Here is a 20267-nt window from a genome sequence, read left to right on the forward strand (position 1 = left end):
TCGGAACAAACGCACGACCAATACACAGAAAAACCCGGCCGAAGCCGGGTTTTGAGAATAGGAGAGAAAAAACGTTTGAGTAAAAATCCAAAATTTTTAAGCGGCGTCCAAGACCTCGTCGATTTTGGTATTGCGCAATTTTGCCAAGGCTTTTTCCTTGACTTGGCGAACCCGTTCTTTAGAAAGTCCCACCATTTTGCCGATTTCTTTCAAATTCAAGTCGGCATCCATATCCAAGCCATAATAAAGCCCGATGACACGGTGTTCCTGGTCCGTCAAATTTTCTTTCAAGAGCAAATCCAACGAAGCCTGTTCCCCGTTTTTAGCAGCCAGAGCGTCAGTCGCTTCGGAATCCGCAGCCAAGCAATCGCTCAAAGGCGTGTCACCGTCTTCCCCGACCGGAGCATCCAAAGACGCTGCGCGAGTGCCCATCTGCAAAATTTTCTCGATTTCCTTCGCTTTGTAGCGGCTGACTCCTTCAAGGCTTTCCGGATCAATGGTCACCTGGCCACCCACAACCTGGCGAGTCTGGGAAGAAACGCGATTAAAGCGACGCAAGACCAATTCTTTTTCGGCGCTTATCCGAACCAGACGGGCTTTTTCAGAAATGGCGCGGGTAATATTCTGGCGAATCCACCAGACCGCATAACTGATAAATTTGATTTTTTGATTGGGGTCGAAACGGCGGGCGGCTTCAATCAAGCCCATATTGCCCTCGTTAATAAGTTCCAAAGCGTCGAGTCCCTGCCCCTTATAAAGATTGGCGATATTCACTACAAATTTGAGATTGGATTTGACGAGCAGGTCTTGCGCCTCTCGATTTCCTTTGGCAGAGAGCTGAATTAAAATTTTTTCTTGTTCACGTGTGAGTAGCGGATATTTGGCGATATCGTTCAAATACTGAAAGTAAATGGAGTTCATCTGTCTTTACCTCTTTTTGTTGGCAGCGACCTTTTCACTGCACTTTGCAATATAAAGCCTCCATTTTTGGGAAGTGTCAAAGAGAACTCCCGTTTTCGCAAAAGCTTCATCGTCTTTTTGTCCGTATTTATCGTGTTTTTGTCATTTTTTTGTCATTTCGTTCCAAAACTCCTTATATTGAGGCACATGAAAAGCAGTTTTCCAGAAGAAAAGAACCGTTCCCGCCTCGATTTTGAAACGATGAATGCACAGGTTGCAACCCTGAAAAAATTGCCCGCTTGGCTTCCCATAAAAAAAATTCCATCGCCCATTTATCTGCGCATTATCACGGTGCTGTTCCTGCTCTCCATCGGTTATGTCGCCGCTATGACGGGAATCGATCCGCGGCAACACGAACACAGCGGAAAGGTTCTCATTTCCCTTGTCGCCGTGACCAACTACATCGCTATTTTCTTTTTAAACCAGTTTCTTTTCGTCCCCCGTCTGTTCTTAAAAAAGCGTTTCAAGCTATTTGGCCTTTTAAACTTTATCTGCCTCATCGAAAGCTATCTTCTCCAGGAATTGTCCATCCATTGGATATCCGGAACAAACAGTACTTTTTTTGAATTTATCACCAAGCCTAATTCTCTGTGGACGACTGCAACATTTCTCTTGACCTTCTGCGTTCTGACAATCATCATTTGCATTTTCAATGTGCTAATGCAGCTGGGGGCCATCCACACCAAGAACGCCTACTTGAAACACGTGCAGGAAAATTTCTACATCCAGGCGGATCTCGCCTTTTTAAAACAACAGCTTTCCTCCCACTTCCTGTTCAACACTATGAACAATATCACCGCGCTCGTCGATATCGATCCCAAACAAGCGCAAAAATCGATGATTCGGCTATCTTCGATTCTAAGGCAAATGCTTCACGAAAACAAGGGAATTTCCGTAGATTTGGACAAGGAAATCGACCTTCTGGAAAAGTATTGCGAATTGGAGAAATTGCGCTTTGGTCCCAATATGCAATGCATCATTGAAACCAAAATCCAAGAACAGGACAAACAAATTGCGCCGCTTCTGCTGCTGCCCTTAATCGAAAACGCTTTTAAGTATGGCTATCACCCTTCATCCCCGAGCCGAATCGAAATCCATATTTCCGAAAACAACGACATTCTGCATTGCCACGTAGAAAACACCATTACGCCACAAACGGCATCGACACGCATCAAAAGCGGAATCGGGCTGGCCAATCTGAAACAGCGTCTGGAAATTTGCTACCCGGGGAAATACCGCTACGAAACCGAAAATGCAGACGGCATCTACAAAGCGGATTTACAAATCGAACTCAAAGGTTTCAAAAATTTCCAGGAAGAAATTCCTGTCGATACAAAAAATGCCTCGGCTTAAACCGAAGCATTTTCGAGAAAACATTCTCTAAAGATTAAGCCTTCACCTGCTTGACGACGGCAGCAAACGCTTCCGGGTCGCTAACGGCGAGATCAGCCAGAACCTTGCGGTTGATGCTGATGTTTGCCTGAGAAAGCAAATGGATGAATTGGCTGTAACTCAAATCGTATTCGCGCACAGCGGCATTCAGGCGAGTAATCCACAGGGAGCGGAATGCGCCTTTCTTGTCACGACGGTGAGCGTATGCGTATTGACCTGCGTGGGCGACGGCTTCTTTCGCAAGGCGAAGATTCGACTTGCGGCGGCCGAAGTAGCCCTTGGCAGCCTTGAGAATTTTTTTGCGACGGGCGCGAGAAGGAACTCTAGTCTTAGAACGTGGCATTCTTACAACTCCTTATGCTTTGACAAGCAGACGCTTGACTCTGTATTCATCGGATTTTTTGATGGTTCCGGCTTTGCGCAAATTGCGTTTGCGCTTTGTCGTCATCTTAGTAAGAATGTGGCGAAGACCAGCGCGTTTGAACTTCACGTGGCCGCTGCCGGTCACGCGGAAGCGCTTCTTGGCACCGCCGTGGGTTTTCATCTTAGGCATTATTGACCTCTTGGGTTTGTTGTTTAGCCTCACCTGCTGCCTTTGGCTCGGTTGCGGGCTTTTGCTGCGCCGCTTTTGGGGCGGCACCGCGACGTGGACCGTAGATGTAAAGGAGCGTATTGCCCTCCATCCGCGAGTCCGTTTCCAATTCGCCGACATCGCCCAAATCTTCTTTGGCGCGTTCCATCAGTCGGCGACCGTAGTCCATGTGCGCCATTTCACGCCCACGGAACTGCATAATTAAACGAACTTTCATCCCACTTTCCAAAAAACCGCGCATCTGCTTAATCCGATAGAGATAATCGTTTTCTGCGGTCTTCGGGTGCATCTTGATTTCTTTCAGCTTGACCACGTGCTGCTTGGCTTTTGCCGCCTTCGCTTTCTTGGCCTGTTCAAACTTGTATTTGCTGTAATTGATAATTCGGCAAACCGGGGGTTTCGCATTCGGCGAGACTTCCACCAGATCCAGTCCGGCGTTCTTGGCCATCTGCAAAGCTTTGCGCGTATCAATGATTTCCTGGGTTCCGTCGTCCTTGATAACGCGGACCGGGGAAATATGAATGGCTTCGTTGATACGAGTGCCGTCAGCAGGACGATTTGGCATTTGCCTCAAACGCGGATTGGGAAACAAGTTATGCTACCTCATGAAAAATGGTTGATTTCCGCAGAAAATTTAGCAAAGAGTTGCAAAAAGTTCAACTTTTCCAGAAATTCCCCTTTGGATTTTGCCGTTTTTTTTGTATAATTGGGATTGCTGCGGCGGTAGCTCAATGGTAGAGCTTTAGCCTTCCAAGCTAATGGTTGCCGGTTCAATCCCGGTCCGCCGCTCTAAAAACTCCGAGTTCTTCGGAGTTTTTTGTTTTAAATGCTCCGAATCGCTTGAAGTTTGCGCTTTATTTGGCGTTCGCACTCGGCTTTTAGAACGGGGTGAAAGAACTTTGCCAACCGCTATTCGACGGAAATTCCCAATTTGGTAATCAGGGAATCGATGCGGCGGGAAAGCTGGGCTGCACCCAAACCAGAAAGGTGAGAATGGTCGTTCGCCATCTCGTCCGTGTAATCATGGTTGCCCATCTTGTTTTCATCCATCAGATAGAAATTCGGATAGGTTTCGTGCAAAGCGGAAAGCTCTTCAATCAGTTCAACCGCCTTGCTGCGCTGGAGACCGCGATAGCCGTAGGCACCTGTTTCCCTGTAGCCCGGATGCATCGGAGTAAGAACGCCAATCACCGTAATGTTCTTTTCCCGACAGGTTTCAAGAAGAGAGGTCAAAGTGGCAAAATGCGTGTAATAAATTGCAAAGCGTACTTCATTCCATACGGTATCACTACCTAGGGACGCCTCTCCCCAAGATTTGGAACTATTCGGCCAAAAACCTCGATTTTTCCGAAGCTTTGTCGCCGAAGACGCATTGCCGGGAGAATTGTAAGTCAGGGAGTCTAAACCCTTGGGAACGCCATCAACCCAGTAATTATGGTTTTTATCGTACACATATCCCGGATAGCTTTCCCAGGCCGTATAGAACATATTGTCCTTATTATATCCGTTATTGATTGAACCTCTATCTGGGTCAATAACCAGAACAATTACTTTCAATTTTTTAAGATGAGGAAAGATGTATTGTTCAAGAAATTGATTTGTTCCATAAAGAGTTTGCGCTTGCGTTGCCAAATTGATAGCGAACAAAGGCTCCGAGAAGTATTCGGGAGAAATGCCGAAGTAAGCCCGCGAAGAGCCCATGATGACCATATTCGCCGAATCGCGATACTGCCATAGCAACTCCATCTTGTAACGGAATTGCAGGGCCCAGGGACAGGCGCCCGAGGTATTGTAATACTGGCCCGCGCTGTCGGGATCGAGGACAAAGCCTTTCGTCGTATCCGAAGGAAGCGTGTCTCGTTCGGATTCGGGTCGTTTTTCCACGCGATCCGTCCAAAGGTTCGGATGCCAGAGTTCGGAACCCTCGACCAGATTCAGCAAAGAGGAATCGCTTGTGCGAATCAAAACCATTCTGTTATGTGCGCCATCCGCATTCGTAAGACTCGCCACAAAATGTTCGCCTAGCCCATCCGCCCACTCGGTGTGATCAAACGCGTATCCGCCCGGAGCCTTGACAGACTGAACAAGTTTTCCCGCACTGTCCGCGACGAAGAGAAATTCGTGCGGCTGGTAGGAACCACCGACAAACTTCTTGCCCGTAGCACTTGCGAAATCCAGAAAAAGAGTACGCTTACCAAGCATCGCAAGCGATGCGTTACACGCCTGTTCGCCATTATACCAGACCGTATCGTCGGCGTTTTCCAAAAGAGTCGATCCACTGTCGGCGAGATTTGCACGGAGAAGCCTTGCGCCCGTTACGGCAAGCTTTCTGTCGTAGCTAACGCCACCGTGAAAAGCTCCATCAAAAAGTTTTTGCGGCGTTCCAAATTTTCCGTTAGAAAACGGAACTTGCCAAGTGCTCCTTGCCTTGAAATCGGCATTTTCCTTGTTGTTCCCGGCATCGGTCACGTAGAGGACAACCGTATCGCCGTTTTCAAGAACCTGAAAGCGTGGAATCGCGGCACTTTCGACGCCAAGTTTCACAAGATTTGAACCTGCGGAATCGAGATGGCGAACATAGAGAGCGGACTTGCCCGAAATCCCTTCGAGACCCGTACAGAACGCGACGAAGTTGCCGTCCGGCGATATGACCGGATGGTAAACGCCAATAGTGTCCTCAATTTCAACAGGCGAAGGACTCTCGGCGGAGTAATCGATATAAACCAGATTTCCCGTCTGATCATTGCGGAAGGCGAGTTTGACGTTGGAGGTTTTGAAATAGGTATAAAGTTCGGCGGCGTCGGCCAAAAGCTTAATCGGATCGCTGGAAATTTTGCCGTCCGAATCCAGATAGACGGCGTTCGGAATCTTGCCGCGCGCAAGGCGGAAACCGACATAGTCCGCAGAGGATGCAGGCGTAACCGCATAGACGTCGCCACGACTGTAAAGGTGGATGCTCGCCGTATCCAGCGAGAAGTGTCCTCCCTTAACGACGCGTTCATTCAAATCGTTCGTGTTTGAAGCTCCTGCGAAATTAACGACCAGAGTATCGACGAGGTGCCCGAGCGGATCGTTCACCCATTCCATCAAATTTCCCGACAAATCGCAGAACACTGCGGAATCCTTTTCCAGTTCACAAACCGGATGCGCTTTGAAACCCGAATTGGAATTGTGAAAACTTTTCGAAAACGAGAAATTCCCTTGAGCCGCCTTCACCCATTCCGCTTCAGTAGGAAGACGAAAGCCGTTGCGGTCCAAGCGAACCGAAAATCCGGAAAGATCGGTCGCACTTCCATTTTTGTCAAAGATCGCGCCCGAATATTCATAGACCGTGTCAAGCCCTGCCCGTCTGCTTTTTCTGTTCGCAAAGAGGGCCGCATCGTAAAATGTCACATTGGAAACGGGGAGACTATCGCTTTCGCAGCCGGAAATCTTGACGGAATCCATCAGGGCAAGAAAATCCCCGCAAGTCGTTTCGTGGATGTCCAAGAAAAAATCGTAATCGAGAACGACCCGCATTCGCGGTCTTTCGCTTTCCTTGGCATTCTTATTGTCCGTTCCGAGAAAAACCGTATCTGAAGACCCCTCAACAAGAAGCATTCCCGTAGGGATTTCCGCTATGGAACTGGAAGATTCTTCATTGGACAATGAAGTTCCCGCGGAATCGTCACTGCAAGCGATAAAAAAGAAAACAGCCAAGATGCCGATAAAAAGTTTCACACATCCTCCCAAGCTAGAACAATCAAAAGGCTCTGTTAGCCATTATGGTTGTAGACATCTAGCGTGAATATAGATTTTACTCTGAAAAAGAGGAAATACGCCTTCAAAAAAACATGGACATACGCCGGAAATACGTAGGAATCGCCCGCAGGGTACGCCCAACGCAAAATCGCCCGGCGGCGGCATCGGACTTGTGTGGATGACGTCCGGATTCGGGGCCGGATACGGGTTCTAGGCGGCCCGCAGGAGCGGGAGGGCCGGGCGGGACCAGATGTCGCGCCTGCGTTGGCGCGTGAAGTCGACCGCGAGACGGTCCGTCAGCTCGTCGAGGGTTCCCCCGCCGTAGTTGAAGAAATTGTACCAGAGCAGGTAGTTGTTCAGGTACTTGGTCGCGACCCCGCGGAAGTGCCCGTTGACCATCCTCTTTATGCCCGAGTGGTAGGCGTTCACATGCTGTATGTGGAATGCGCCCCTGGTCCTCGGGCCGTCGCTCCTGATCTGGATAAGGTAGAGTTCGTGACGCTCGGCGAAACCTGGATGGGAACGGTCCCTGTCCGAGCACCACACCGCGCCCTCAGCCACGTGGCCGGCGAAGACGTTTTCCAGATCCGCGCCGGAGACCTTTCCCAGGTTCGACACCATCGAGACGCTTTTCCCGTCGCGGTTCACGGCGCAGGGTACGCACGTCTTCTCGTCCGAGAGGCCCCGCTTCGAGGCCGGCACCCCCCTATCGTGGGCGTCCCTGGGAAGCGCCCTTGCACCCTTGTAGGATATGGCGAAGAACGTCTCGTCCGATTCCACGATGCCGTCCAGCCGGACACCGTCCATCACCCCGCGAAGGGAGTCCAGGATCTTGTGGCGCCAGAAGAAGGAGGTCTTCAGCCCGATGCCGCATTTTTCCGCGGCAAGACGCAGGACATCTTTCTCCTTCATGCCCTCCACGAACTTCCTTATGATATCGAGCCCGATTTTTGCATGGTAGAACACGGTGTTCCTCGCGAGTACGAACGTGCGTCCGCAGGCCTTGCACTTGTATCGCCTGGTTCCGTCCTTGCGGACGGACCACTTGACAACCGTTTCGGACTTGCAGTCGGGACACGCGATATGGCAGCCGAGCTTCTCGTGCAGGAAGGCGTCTATGGTACTGTTCCCGGCGGGACTCTCCTCATGGCTTTCCTTGTGGCCGATGGAGGCGAGGAACGCCTTGCGGGACTTCTTGTCCAGTCCCATGTACATCTGCCTGAGCAGGGCTATCTGTGGCGCAATCTCGTCCATCGCCACAAATATACATTTTAGTAATGACAAATTATGTCATTTTAAACTTGTCAACAACCATTTGAGGGAACAGAGCCAATCAAAAATATAATTTACATTTTTGAGAAAGCCTGTCAAAATTCAAAATCAAGAACCGGTCCCTGAGTCTGCCGCTTCTCCTGTGTTCAAGCCAAAATCCATTTTCCATGGGAAAGGCGAAGCATCTCGCGGCCCGCTAGAAGAAATTCTGCGAAAAAACGCCCCATTTGAAAAAAGCCCCCCCCCTTGCGAGAGAAAGTTCTCTCTTTGAAAAAAGAGTTAATCGCGAGTATTCCGAGGAAGATTTATATAATCCCCTAATTTTATGCGAAAACCGACAACTCATCTCTAACCACTGGCAACGGACAACCAACCACTCTAATGCAACCGATTTTTTGAAAATGAATTTTTGGGGACTTATATAGAAAATACCACCGCAGCCGTAAGCGGGTTACCAATACAATTTGCTAATGGAAATTTATTGTTTTCAAACTTCTTCAAGTTTTTATTTTCCTGCATTTTTGACTTCGGGTCGGATAAGATTTTCCCCAACTTTTTGAAATTGCAATAACTTGCAGTATTATAAAGAGGCGGATTTTCGTCGCTAACGCGACTTAGGTTTGTAGTTTAACTTGCGTATAAATATACTCTAAAGGGGTCATAAAGTCAAGCCTTTTTCGAGGCCTGTTGTTCAGTTTATCCTGTATCCAGCGAACTTTCCGGGGAGAGATTCCCTTGAACGACTCCTTCTTGGGAAGATATTGGCGTATTAGACCGTTCATGTTCTCGTTGGCACCGCGCTCCCAGGAGTGGTACGGGTTCGCAAAGTAGTAATCCGCCTTCATAGCTTTCGCTATTTCTGCGTGACAGGCGAACTCCTTCCCGTTGTCCGAAGTGATTGTGAGAATCTTGACTTCGAACGTTTTCTCAAAGTCCTTCAGCGCCCTCACAAGCGTTCTCTTCAGGTCTTTCGCGTTCTTCGTCGGAAGATACCTTATCAGGCTGTAATTCGTCATCCTGTCGTTGATCGTGAGCAGGTTCGCGTCATGGTCCGCGCTGTTTATCAGGTCTATCTCGATGTCGCCTACGCGTGATTTCTCGTCCACGATTGCCGGACGTTCCTCGATGGGCACGCGGCCTACAATCTGGCCTCTCTTGTCCTTCTTCTCCCCGCGCTTACGGTATGGTTTCTTGCCGTGCCGCAAGTGCTTCTTCAGGTCCTCGTCCTTGTTCACATGCCTGTATATCGTGGCGACGCTAGGGACACCCATCCCATCGAGTTTCGCGCGTCCGTTCACCTGTTCGGGAGAGTAGTCTTCCTTGATTTTCCCGTCCACGATTTTCCAGTCGTCCTCGTCGTAGTCGTAATGCAGGTGACTTGTCGCGGCAAGGAGGTCTGCCCGTTCCTGCGACTTGACCGGGTCGTAATGCTGGCGGCCGCCGCCCCTGTTTAGTTCCCTGTAGATTGTGGATTTGTGGACCTTCAGCTGCAAGGCTATGTTTTTCGGGGGGATCTTTGCCGCATTGAGCGCTCGTATTTCGTATCTTTGTGCTTGGTTGAGACTCACCGCCATGTCCTTTTTTGGTAGAATCGGCAAGGTAGAAAAGTTTCGGCCAGGTTCCCCAGGGGCTAGCCCTAGGGAACTTTTTTTCTTCCCGATTCAACCTATATCAGTCGCATTGACGGTGAAAATTCGCGAGATATGCCGAATCATTTAGAATTATTAGTGTCCAGTAAAACTTGATAATTCAACCTGAAATCAAACAAAAAAGGCGGCTTCCGTTTCCGAGAGTCGCCACTTTTGACTGTTGTTCAGTCTACAACAAAGGACAAGGCCAAAAGCACCATATACAATAGAAATTTTACCGGATAGCCGCTATTTGCACAAGTCGCAAAACACCTCCCGAAAAGTAAAATCCTAAGACTCTCCTGTAGCGTCGGCGGGGAACGCTATGTCAGGCTACCAGCACCTGCTCGTGCTGCTGTTCGCCGTGATGAAGGACTTCAGGTCCCTGCGCGACATCCTTATGTCCGTAAACACCGATGCGCGGTACCTAGCGCACGCCGGGGTACACCCCTCTCTTTCATGATGGCAACTTTTTTGCAAAAGGCAACTTCTCCCGACTTTCAAAACCCTCTCGCTTTCATCAGCGGTGCAGCAAACTGGGAGCCTCTAATTTTCCTGGAGCTTCTGTTTTTGTAATGGAAAACGAATCCAAAATTCCCGACTTCCACACCAAAAATACGGCAGCAAAAAAGAGCAGAACCAGCAAAACCGTCCCCATGCTGGACTTCTTTGTTTCCAGTCCGCGAATCCGCCCGGCTAGAACCCGATTTTTCAGCCGAGAATCCAGTTGGTCAATCGTGACGAAGTCCCCCACAATCGGTTCCCGACGAATGCGCCCAAATGCCCGTTTCTGCACAAAATACGTCCTGTGCGTCGCGTCCGAGTAAACGCTTCCCTCGTGCTTCGATGCATTCCAGTTGCTAATCCGCCCAATATCTACAATCATCGTGATTCCTCCTTTTGAAAGAATATAAAAAAGCCGCCTTTCCGGGCGGCAAAAAGAAAGAAAATTTTACAGAAGACTAGATGGTATCCATTCGAGCGACATCCTTGTCGTAATCCACTCCGGCAATGTCAAATCCATTCGTGGCAAGGAAGTCGTGGCGGTAGCCTTCCAAATCGCCCAACTCGGCGATGTTGTCTTCGTTTACAATGGCCATGTACTTCGCCACTTCGTCCTGCACTTTCGGGTCGAGTTCCAGTTCGTCAATGCGAATCCGGTTTTCGTCGTCGGTCGGCACAGGCTTGCCCATATAAAGGCGTTCGGCAAAAAGGCGTTCCATCTGTTCGATACAGCCTTCGTGCGTTCCGTTTCTTTTCATGATTTTGAAGAGAATGGAGATATACAGCGGAATCAGAGGAATGACGGCGGAAGAACGGGTTACGAGGCCTTTATTTACGGAAATGTAGGCTTCGCCGGAGAGCGTCTGCTTCAGCTTTTCGTTGATTTCGCGGGCAGTGCGTTCAATATCCTTTTTGGCGGCGCCGATGGTACCGTCGCGGTAGATGGCGTGAGTGTAAGTCGGGCCGATGTAGGAATAGGCGACCGTCTTGACGCCTTCGGCGAGAACTCCCGCTTCGGAAAGCTGCTGAATCCAACGCGCCCAGTCTTCGCCACCCATCACTTTTACCGTCTGACGCTTTTCTTCTTCGTTCGCAACTTCGGCAGTGATGATGGAAAATTTCCCTGTCACGACATCCATTGTCGCACCCGAGAAAGTTTTGGAAAGGGGCTTCAGGACGCTGCGATACTTTTCACCGGTCACCGGATCTACGCGAACCGCACTCGCCACGCTGTAAATCACGAGATCGATTTTGCCGAACTGTTTGGAAGCTTCGATGACCTGACGGCGCATTTCGTCCGAGAAGGCATCGCCGTTGAACGTGACGCAGCCGAGTCCCTTGGCTTTTGCCGCCTGGTCGAACGCCATGTTGTTATACCAGCCCGGCGTCCCGCTCTTGGATTCCGAGCCTTCCTTTTCAAAGGAAACGCCAATGGTGTTCGCACCAAATTCAAAAGCGGCAGCGATGCGGCTAGCCAGCCCGTAACCCGTCGAACAGCCGAGGACCAAGACGTTCTTGGGAGCGCAGGGCAATTTTCCGCGTTCCGACGCTTTCTTTTCGACATAGGCGATTTGATTTTCAACTTCTTTCGCACAACCGATAGGATGGGCGTTGATGCACATATTGCTGCGAATAAGCGGTTTAATAACCATAAGTTTACTCCTTGTTAATCTTTAAACTTTTTAATGATGACAACGCCATTATGCCCACCGAATCCCAAAGAGGCCGAAGCGACGCAGCGAATTTCTCCCGAAACGCCGACATTTGGCGTATAATCCAGATCGCATTCCGGATCCGGCGAATCCAAATTGATGGTTGCCGGGAAATAGGAATCGTTGATAGCGAGAGCCGAAATGATGGCTTCAATGGCTCCGGCGGCACCGACGCAATGCCCGGTCATGCTCTTGGTACTGGAAACCTTGATTTTGTAAGCATGAGGTCCGAGCGCCACTTTCAACATGGCGGTTTCCGTCGAATCATTCAAATGCGTGGACGTGCCGTGGGCATTGTAATAATCGATTTCTTCGGGGCGAACTTCCGCATCTTGCATTGCGCGCAAAAGAGCCTTGGCGCAAGTTTCCCCACCCGGGCGAGGACTCGTGATGTGGTACGCATCCGCAGAAGCGCCATAGCCGGCAAGTTCCGCATAGATTTTTGCGCCGCGAGCTTTAGCGTGTTCCCATTCTTCTAAAACCAGCACGCCGCCGCCTTCGCCCATCACAAAACCGGAGCGGTCTTTGTCAAATGGCCTAGAAGCTTTTTCGGGAGCATCGTTAAATTTATCCGTCAGGGCGTGCATTCCGGCAAAACTCTTGATGGAATAATCCGTAATGGCACTTTCCGAACCGCCAGCGAGGCAAACGTCCAAACGTCCGGAACGAATCGTGTCCAGCGCGATTCCAATGGCATCCGTTCCCGATGCGCACGCCGAAGCGATAGTCCACGCAGAACCCGTAATGCCCAAAGCAATGGAAACGTTAGCGCAAGCTTCGTTCGGAATCAACTGAGGCATAGCCAAAGGTGAAACTTTCCGTTTGCCACCGTTTACATACTGCATATAAGTGGAGTCCACAACGTCCAACCCGCCAAGTCCTGAACCGGCGACGATTCCCGTCTTATCGCCCGCGAGCAATTCGCGAGAAAGCCTCGCATCGGCAACCGCTTCATTTGCAGCGGCCAACAGGAACTGCGTAAAGCGCGCCATTCTGCGGGCTTCTTTCGGATCGATGCCGTGTTCTTCGGGTTTAAAATCCTTGACTTCGGCGGCAATTTTTACCGGGCAATTCGCCGCATCAAAAAGCGTTATCGGAGCGACTCCGCTTTTTCCTTGTTGAATGGACTTCCACAGCGAAGGAACCGTTTTTCCAATCGGAGAAACTGCGCCCATTCCCGTGATTACAACGCGTCTTTTGCTCATTTAATTCGCCTTGTCTTTCGGTCGTTCCTGTTTGTCTTTTTCACGAATCGCCACCCGCCGGATTTTTCCGCTGATGGTTTTGGGCAGCTCGGTCACAAAATCGATAATGCGCGGACTCTTGTAAGAAGCCGCCACTTTTTTGGTAAAAAGCTGAATGTCCTTCGCGAGTTCTTTCGACGCCGTGTAACCGCTCTGCAAAACAATCGTCGCTTTAATCGCCTGCCCACGGGATGCGTCCTCGACGCCTGTCACGGCGACTTCCAATACCGCCGGGTGCTTCAAAAGAACTTCTTCGACTTCAAACGGACTGATGCGATAGCCGGAACTTTTAATCAAATCGTCCGTGCGCCCGACAAACCAGCAATAACCGTTCTGGTCGCGCCATGCGGTATCGCCCGTATGATACACGCCGCCCTCGAAAACCTTTTGCGTACGTTCTTCGTCGCGGTAGTAGCCGCCGAACATTCCAAAGGGTTTTCCTCCGTCGATGCGGATGATGATTTCGCCCACTTCTTCCACCTTGCAGGAATCGCCTTCCGGATTGACAATATCGATGCGATAACCGGGCGACGGCATTCCCATGGAACCCGGGCGCGGATCGTCCCAAGGATAATTTCCCATCGTCAGCGTCAATTCCGTCTGCCCGTAGCCTTCATACAATTTGAGTCCGGTCTTTTGCAGCCAGCGATCGTAGATGTCGGTATTCAACGCTTCGCCTGCCGTCACGCAGAACTGCAAGCTGGAAAGGTCGTGCTTGGTCAAATCCTGCTGCAGCAGATAGCGGTAAACCGTCGGCGGCGCACAGAACGTCGTGATTTTATATTCGGCCATTTTTTCCAAGAGCTTTCCCGGAATAAACGTGTTCATATCGTAGGCGAACACGGCACTGCCCGCAATCCACTGCCCGTAGATTTTTCCCCAGAGCGCTTTAGCCCAACCGGTTTCAGCAACCGTCAGATGACGTCCGCCATCAACCACATTCTGCCAATACTTCGCCGTAATGATGTGCCCTAGCGGATAAGTGAAAGTGTGGGCGACCATCTTCGGATTGCTCGACGTTCCGCTGGTAAAATAAATCACCATGATATCGTCGTTCCGAATGGCATTTTCGCCCGAAGGACGTTCAAACTTGGAAGAGCAGATTTCGTAATCGTCATAGAAAGAAATCCAGCCCTGACGCGGCTGGCCGATGGCGACCAGACTCTGGACCGACGGCGCTTTTTCCTTTGCGGACTCGATTTCCTTTTGCAAATTCGGGTCGTCGTATGAAACGACCATTTTAATGTCCGCCGCCTTAAACCGGTATTCCAAATCCGCGGAGGTCAGCATATTCGTCGCGGGAACGGCAATCGCGCCAATCCGGTGCAGAGCCAAAAGGAAAAACCAGAATTCATAGCGACGCCGGAGCATCAGCTGAACACGGTCGCCCTTTTGAATGCCGTTCGCCACCAAAAAATTCGCCGTGCGCTTGGACGCCAAAGAAAGATCCTTGAACGTGAAAATATGGCTTTCGTCGTTGTCGTCGCACCAGACCAGCGCTTCTTTTTTGGGATCGTTTTTCGCATACTCGTCCACAACGTCGTAGGCGAAATTGAAATTTTCAGGAACGTGGATTTTAAAATTCTCGTATAAATCTTTATAAGAACTGTAATCCACGCGATCGATAAATTTGAGAAGTTGATTCATACAAACCTAAAGAATGGGTTAAAGATCTCGGTAAAAGATTTTTTCTCGCTTCGATATGGCATAGCGGATTAAATTCAGGACCCGCTTTTCGCCAATGGAATTGAAGTCCGAACAGTGGACGGTCAAACGCGGAGTCCCCACCGGAGCCTGGATCGTCAAGCAAGCGGAAGTCTGCGCCACGCCGAGGGAAATATCGGGAAGCCCCGCAAAACTGATTCCGACCGAGAAGAATTTTTCGACCGTCTTTTCATCCGCCTTTTTTTCGTCTTCCGCTTCATCGGCGTCTTCGTTTACCGAAACAATCAAGTCCCGTTTTTTGAAAATCGTCGAACGGTCCTCGTAGGTTTTGAACTTTTCAAGAATCTGGTCCTTGAGAAAATTATTGTCATACCAGGCGGGCGGCACATAGCCTATCGGAAGCTCCTCTTGCCCAAGAGCCTTCCACAAAGCGATGGAACGATCCAGAAGCGCCTGCGAATCCTCTTTGGAAAGCCCAGCAAACTCCGCCACATTTCCCGAAAGCATCAGCGCACTCTTACCGAAAACGGAACGCTCCTTGCCCAAGTTGGCGAAATGCCTCGCCCCGTGCAACAGCAGTTCGTGTCCATCGGTCTTGAGCTTTTCCACCGCTTCGCAAAAGTTTTCCCGCTCCTCTTCGGGGACCGCCCCCACCGCAGGAACCACCGCTACCGAAATCGGCGAGCCGACCGTGCGTGCGATTTGTTCAATCTGGGACTGGGCTTTTTTAAAATTCTTGATGTTGAAATCGTGATAGCAAAGGATAAATCGCTTGCCTTTGAATTTTTCCGCTTCCGCAGCAGAAATGTCGGCGATGTCTTTGTTCAATTCCATTCCAAATCTCCTTTTTGCGGTAAAATAGAAAAAGCGGCAAAAAAGTGCCTTCAAAATAAAAACGCATTTCGCTTGCAAAAGCGTTTCCCATCCCTTTTTCAAAAACGACGGGATTATTTTCGCCGATTTCGCAAACCGCATTTCCGTAATTAACGAGGGATTTAATTAACGAGGATTTAGTAAAGGTCTGAAAAAATGAAGGATTCACAAATTCTACTGGAACCATTAAAAACCGCTCCTTATATCCTAAAAAAGCCTCAATCCCTTCGATAATGGACGGTTATGGAATTTCAGTTCACGAGTCTGCCGAACTAGTTGAAGAATAATCGATAAATTTATCAAATTCTCTTCGCCATGATGGTTCACGCTAAAGATGGCTTTATGAAAGCAATTTCAACACGATCATTGGCAAAATAAACTTTTTTGCTGTTTTTTGAAACGTTTTTTACGGAGTATGGAATGACAAAACAAATCCTGTGCATTTTTTTGACAATGTTCGCTTTTTCCTTTGCGGAAGAGGATTTTGACAACGCAAAAGAGGAATTTGTAAGCGAACCGAAAAGTGGCGAAGAGGCGGCGAAATATATGACAGATTCCGAAGGAAATGTCTTGTTTGGAAAAGTTCCTTCGGTGGAAGAATGCAAATCCTACGATGGTTCCAAATTGCTGACCGAATTTGCATGGGGAGGGGACGAACGGTGAAAAAATTAAAGTACTGCGTGACGTTTTTATTTATGCTTGCCGTCTTCGCTTGCACAGAAAATTCGGCAACGTCTTCCAGCACACAGCCAGAGGACAATACGCCTTTCGGATGGCTGGAAGGGGGATTCACTCCCGAGATAAGTGCAGACCGTGGCGGCGGGCTTCAAAAAGTAGCCCATTCTGGAAATTGGCTCGTATTAATGGATGATTGGACGACTCCTATCGAGAGCGGTTCCATATTAAAAAAATACTCCGCCTATACGCCTAGACTGTTTGTTTCGAAAATAGGCTCCGGTCGTTGGGACACTATTGTCCCGCCGGCAAAGGAAGATATCAAAAGCCTTTATGTGGATTCTTCGGGAATTTATATAGGCACATATTTTACTGGAGAAGTATGGAAATACGATCTAGATAATAAAGAGTGGACGGATTTGAGCCCTTGCAAATTAAAAGAGCGAGAAGGATTTCACGTTTTCGGCATATCGAAATATAAAACAAATCTTTTTGTCAGTATGAGCGGATATCAAGATACGAATGTTCAAGTTTACGACAGCATTCGAGTTTTGCAATTTCTGCAAGAAAATTCGGTCTGGATCGATGTGACTCCCAAAAAGTTTGCCGAATACATAAAAACTCAATTCCATAAAGGAGTTACTTTAAACAACAAGTTTTATGCAGCGACTATGTATGGGTTTGGACATGGGATATTACGTCCCGACAATGGAAACATCTTCCTGATTTTCCCGAACCGCACTCTTGGTTTTCTCAAAAGGTAAACGATATTGCTGTTCATAAAGGGATATTACATACGATTGTTTCCGGTAGGGTTTATTCCTTCGATGAGTTGGCTGAAAAATGGATTTCTATCGACAGTCTCCATTATAGAGGGGATACGACCGATATTCGCAACTGCTGGATTTATACAAACACCCCCTCCCCAACGACTTTAATCTCCGACGGGGAACATCTTTTTGTTTCTGGGGGCATAAGCGATGAACCCTATGTTTATATGGGCGATTACGGAGAGCCTTACGGAAACATTTCCAAAGGATGGCGCACAATTGGCTCCTGGTGTAAAAATTTTCAATGCTTTCAAACTGGGGGAACGAACTCTATCGATATCGTCGGGGATACGCTTTATAACGCAAACTGGGAAAACCTTCTCAAGTTCCCACTCGACAAACTGGATTCCGCTATTGCAGACGGAAATGATTTTCATTGGAATTGAACGAATTCGCCTAGCGGCGAGCTGTAGTCAGAATCCGATTCCCAAGTGGAAAAGGTGGTTTCCATCCAGCACGGGATTCGATTGGTAAGCATAGTCGAACTGGAAACGCCCAAAGACGATTCCGAGTCCCGCAGAAACGCCGTTGTCGTCGTTCGGTTTGTAGGCGTAGCCCACCCGGAAAAAGAGCGACTTCTTATAAATTAACTCGGAACCGAAACGCCATTCCGCATCGTAGTCCGCCCGGCGGTAAGCATCCGCATGAAGAGCCAAATCAAAAATATCCAGAATCGGGTGCGTTCCCGAAATTCCCGCCTGAAGCGCCATCGGCGCGGATTCCTCTTCGCTTTCGTAATCCGAAACCCAGCCGAAATTCGTCACCGTCGCTCCGAATGCGAAATAGCGATTCAAGCGCAAGCTTGCACCGCCATCGGCAAGAACCGCAATCGCCGTGGAATTGTCGATGGTCTGCGACGCGAATCGAGCGGTCAAAGCCCAATTAAAAATCGACGGGTTGCTTCCAATGCCGAGTTGCGCAGCCCACGCCATAGCGCCATAATCTTCCAATTTGAAACCTTCGTCATCGCGGCCTTCGATGTCGCCGTAACCCAGATATTCCAAAGCCGCACTCGCATTGACATAAGAAAAGGAGTGCCCGAAATAGACCGAAGTCAATTTAGCATCCACGTTGTCCGAAAACAAAACGTGCGAAATGCCGAGCTGGGAAGATTTTTGGGAAGTCGTTGCCAATGGGTTTCGCGTCACTTCGGCAAAGCTCTGCGGAGTCGCCACGCCAGCACCCGCCAAAGCCGCAGAACGCGGAGAGGTCGCCAGCGAAAGGAACTTCATCGTCGTTCCGCCTTTGTCGACATTCCAGTATTTACCGCCCGCAAAGCAGAGCACCGGAAAGACCAAGAACGCTAAAGCGAAAAGACATTTGAAATTCATCATAGCAATTATATAAAAAGAAAGCGGGGAGGAGGGGCGTCAGACTTGTTTCCAGGATTGCATGACGGAGAGAACCTTTCCTTTCAACTCTTCGGCGCGGGAAGGCGTATCGCATTCCACATAGCAGCGGAGTTCCGGGGCGTTTCCGCTCGGGCGCAAGTGGATTACGTCACCCGAGTCGAAAGTCATCCGGTAGCCGTCCGTTAAATCCTCGGCGACAAGTTTCCCGGCAAGATTTCCAAAGATTTTTTCGCCCGTTTTCTTCTCGGCGATTTCGGCGACTTTTGCCTTTCCCTTTTCGGTGGGGAATTCCTTAACGCGGTCACTTGCCGTAAAACGCTTGGGCAGTTTCCGGAACAAATCTTCCACGCCAGTCAATTCCTCGCGCGCGCGAGCAAGAACCGCAAGCTGCGGAAGCAGGGCGTCCCGTGTCGGAAGCGCTTTCAATGTTTTTCCGTTTTGGACAATATCCGTTTCCAAAAGGAATCCACCGTTCGCTTCGTAACCCGCAACGGTCTTCCCTTCCGCATCCAGAGCCTGCATTCCCGCTATCACATACGGGCTGCCAATGCGAGTGCGGAGCGTCTTTTCAAAAAGTCCGCATTTTTCGAGAGCGGTGTTGCAGCTGACAGGTGTCGCCACGCGATTTATTCCCAAAGCCGACGCCGCCAAAATGCCAAGGACATCGCCACGAATCCAGCGTCCGGTCGCATCCGCAAAAAGCGGGCGATCGCTATCGCCGTCAGAGCTGACAATCGCATCCAATCCCTGCTTCGCCCATTTAGCACCCAATTCCACATCTTCGGGGCGCACGGCCTCGGTATCGACAGGGATAAAAGAATCGGACCGTCCGAGAGGAACGACAAAAGCCCCCAAACCCTGAAGGACTTCCGTCATCAAATCCCGTCCCACAGCGGAATGCTGATACACGCCGACAGTCAGGCCGGAAAGAGCCCGGTCGCCAAAAAACTCCAGATAACGCCGGCCATAATTTTCTCGGGCTTCCAGATTTTCTTCCGGAAGCGGAACTGCGGATCGGAGCATGCCGTCGGAATCAAATTTGGCGTCGTCCACTTCAAAAACTTCTTCGCGGATGCCGAGTTCGTCCTGCTTGGAAATTTCACCTTGGGGATGATTGAACTTGATGCCGTTTCGGTCTGCGGGAATGTGGCTTCCCGTCACCATGATTGTCGGCAACGCTTTGTCGATGCCATACAGCGCAATCGCCGGACTCGGAATGCGCCCACTGTAAACAACTTCCCAACCCATATCGACAGCCGCCGTCGCCAGAGCCTGTAAAATCCGCCCGGTACTCGGACGCAAATCCCCCGCAATCGCCACTTTTTTCGGCGACGGATAATTCTTTTCGCAATAAGAAAGAAAAGCGTGGGTGTAACTGTAACAAACCAGGTCCGTCATGCTTGATACAAGACCGCGGGCGCCGCTCGTTCCAAAGCCGACCCCGCTCGAATTCATCATATCGCCAACAAAAATCTTCATGGAATGAAATATACAAATAGAGGCGTTAAAGAAATTTTGAACCTTTAATTATTATTTGGGGAATTATATACGATCTTCCACCAAATACTCTCAATTAAAAATTTTTTCAAAGTGTGAACATCTTTTTCGCAAAGTGGAACTCTTTTTTTTTCAATACAGAAATTTCTTTTTCACAAGGAAAATTTCTTCTCGCAGACTGCGAGGTGCTCGCTTGCGCAGCGGGCGGAAGGGATAAGGGGGCTTCAGAGTTGCGAAGGCCAGCCCCCTTTTCCCTTCACCCTATCCCCCGCCACGCTTGGCGGTGGGAAATTTTAGGTTCTGGAGTAGAATTGGATATTGTGCCATGGC

At 49.5% G+C, this 20267-nt stretch carries 19 protein-coding genes and 1 tRNA gene; 6 read left to right on the forward strand and 14 right to left on the reverse strand.

Annotated features, from left to right (window positions below):
* Window positions 1–96 precede the first annotated feature (96 nt).
* Window positions 97–921, reverse strand: a complete 825-nt coding sequence (locus tag BGX14_RS08180; RefSeq protein ID WP_073303530.1) for an RNA polymerase sigma factor RpoD/SigA — start codon at window positions 919–921, stop codon at window positions 97–99.
* Window positions 922–1107: 186 nt separating this feature from the next.
* Between BGX14_RS08180 and BGX14_RS08185 the strand changes: the two genes are divergently transcribed.
* Window positions 1108–2313, forward strand: coding sequence for a sensor histidine kinase (locus BGX14_RS08185; protein ID WP_143394195.1), 1206 nt, complete (start codon window positions 1108–1110; stop codon window positions 2311–2313).
* A gap of 34 nt (window positions 2314–2347) precedes the next feature.
* On the opposite strand, the gene rplT is transcribed toward BGX14_RS08185, so the two are convergent.
* From rplT to infC, 3 genes are read right to left on the reverse strand one after another with little or no spacing between them, the layout of a single operon-like run.
* Window positions 2348–2695, reverse strand: coding sequence for a 50S ribosomal protein L20 (rplT, locus tag BGX14_RS08190; protein WP_073303527.1), 348 nt, complete (start codon window positions 2693–2695; stop codon window positions 2348–2350).
* Window positions 2696–2707: 12 nt separating this feature from the next.
* Window positions 2708–2905, reverse strand: coding sequence for a 50S ribosomal protein L35 (gene rpmI, locus BGX14_RS08195; protein ID WP_073303525.1), 198 nt, complete (start codon window positions 2903–2905; stop codon window positions 2708–2710).
* Window positions 2898–3509, reverse strand: coding sequence for a translation initiation factor IF-3 (infC, locus tag BGX14_RS08200; RefSeq protein WP_073303592.1), 612 nt, complete (start codon window positions 3507–3509; stop codon window positions 2898–2900). The genes rpmI and infC overlap by 8 nt, the downstream gene beginning before the upstream one ends.
* 152 nt (window positions 3510–3661) lie before the next feature.
* On the opposite strand from infC, the gene BGX14_RS08205 reads away from it, so the two are divergent.
* Window positions 3662–3733, forward strand: a tRNA-Gly gene (locus tag BGX14_RS08205).
* Window positions 3734–3853: 120 nt separating this feature from the next.
* On the opposite strand, the gene BGX14_RS08210 is transcribed toward BGX14_RS08205, so the two are convergent.
* The 3 genes from BGX14_RS08210 to BGX14_RS08220 all read right to left on the reverse strand — a co-directional run bounded on the left by BGX14_RS08210 (window position 3854) and on the right by BGX14_RS08220 (window position 9531).
* Window positions 3854–6664 (reverse strand): TIGR02171 family protein, encoded by a 2811-nt coding sequence (locus BGX14_RS08210; protein WP_158223273.1) that lies wholly within the window; start codon window positions 6662–6664, stop codon window positions 3854–3856.
* Between the two features lie 231 nt (window positions 6665–6895).
* Window positions 6896–7939: an IS1595 family transposase gene (locus BGX14_RS08215; RefSeq protein WP_095879581.1), complete on the reverse strand. Its 1044-nt coding sequence runs from the start codon at window positions 7937–7939 to the stop codon at window positions 6896–6898.
* A gap of 632 nt (window positions 7940–8571) precedes the next feature.
* Window positions 8572–9531: an IS30 family transposase gene (locus tag BGX14_RS08220; RefSeq protein ID WP_095878741.1), complete on the reverse strand. Its 960-nt coding sequence runs from the start codon at window positions 9529–9531 to the stop codon at window positions 8572–8574.
* 379 nt (window positions 9532–9910) lie between these two features.
* Between BGX14_RS08220 and BGX14_RS16510 the strand changes: the two genes are divergently transcribed.
* The gene (locus BGX14_RS16510; RefSeq protein ID WP_078776691.1) at window positions 9911–10048 is read left to right on the forward strand and encodes a DUF4372 domain-containing protein; all 138 of its coding nucleotides are present in this window, start codon (window positions 9911–9913) and stop codon (window positions 10046–10048) included.
* Window positions 10049–10105: 57 nt separating this feature from the next.
* Here BGX14_RS16510 and BGX14_RS08230 read toward each other — a convergent pair whose 3' ends face one another.
* The 5 genes from BGX14_RS08230 to BGX14_RS08250 form a co-directional block, all read right to left on the reverse strand.
* Window positions 10106–10471, reverse strand: coding sequence for a hypothetical protein (locus BGX14_RS08230; RefSeq protein WP_078776690.1), 366 nt, complete (start codon window positions 10469–10471; stop codon window positions 10106–10108).
* A 76-nt stretch (window positions 10472–10547) separates the two neighbouring features.
* Window positions 10548–11741: an enoyl-ACP reductase FabV gene (fabV, locus tag BGX14_RS08235; protein ID WP_073303519.1), complete on the reverse strand. Its 1194-nt coding sequence runs from the start codon at window positions 11739–11741 to the stop codon at window positions 10548–10550.
* A 14-nt stretch (window positions 11742–11755) separates the two neighbouring features.
* Window positions 11756–13006, reverse strand: coding sequence for a beta-ketoacyl-ACP synthase II (fabF, locus tag BGX14_RS08240; RefSeq protein ID WP_073303517.1), 1251 nt, complete (start codon window positions 13004–13006; stop codon window positions 11756–11758).
* Complete coding sequence (locus BGX14_RS08245) at window positions 13007–14692, reverse strand: AMP-binding protein (protein WP_073303515.1); 1686 nt, start codon at window positions 14690–14692, stop codon at window positions 13007–13009.
* A gap of 18 nt (window positions 14693–14710) precedes the next feature.
* The gene (locus BGX14_RS08250) at window positions 14711–15544 is read right to left on the reverse strand and encodes a DUF2334 domain-containing protein (protein ID WP_158223274.1); all 834 of its coding nucleotides are present in this window, start codon (window positions 15542–15544) and stop codon (window positions 14711–14713) included.
* Between the two features lie 459 nt (window positions 15545–16003).
* Between BGX14_RS08250 and BGX14_RS08255 the strand changes: the two genes are divergently transcribed.
* The 3 genes from BGX14_RS08255 to BGX14_RS08265 all read left to right on the forward strand — a co-directional run bounded on the left by BGX14_RS08255 (window position 16004) and on the right by BGX14_RS08265 (window position 17474).
* Entirely contained in the window at window positions 16004–16246 is a 243-nt protein-coding gene (locus BGX14_RS08255) for a hypothetical protein (RefSeq protein WP_106198257.1), read from the forward strand.
* Window positions 16243–17022 carry a hypothetical protein gene (locus tag BGX14_RS08260; protein WP_095879584.1) on the forward strand — a complete coding sequence of 260 codons (780 nt, stop codon included), beginning with the start codon at window positions 16243–16245 and terminating at the stop codon, window positions 17020–17022. Before BGX14_RS08255 ends, BGX14_RS08260 begins: the two co-directional genes overlap by 4 nt.
* A 68-nt stretch (window positions 17023–17090) precedes the next feature.
* Window positions 17091–17474, forward strand: coding sequence for a hypothetical protein (locus BGX14_RS08265; protein ID WP_095879585.1), 384 nt, complete (start codon window positions 17091–17093; stop codon window positions 17472–17474).
* 27 nt (window positions 17475–17501) lie between these two features.
* Here the strand turns inward: BGX14_RS08265 and BGX14_RS08270 are convergent, their stop codons facing one another.
* Window positions 17502–18422 carry a PorV/PorQ family protein gene (locus BGX14_RS08270; RefSeq protein ID WP_143159349.1) on the reverse strand — a complete coding sequence of 307 codons (921 nt, stop codon included), beginning with the start codon at window positions 18420–18422 and terminating at the stop codon, window positions 17502–17504.
* Window positions 18423–18458: 36 nt separating this feature from the next.
* Window positions 18459–19919 (reverse strand): phosphomannomutase, encoded by a 1461-nt coding sequence (locus BGX14_RS08275; RefSeq protein WP_073303492.1) that lies wholly within the window; start codon window positions 19917–19919, stop codon window positions 18459–18461.
* Between the last annotated feature and the right edge of the window lie 348 nt (window positions 19920–20267).

This window comes from Fibrobacter sp. UWS1 (assembly GCF_002300445.1).
In the GTDB taxonomy this organism is placed as follows: domain Bacteria; phylum Fibrobacterota; class Fibrobacteria; order Fibrobacterales; family Fibrobacteraceae; genus Hallerella; species Hallerella intestinalis.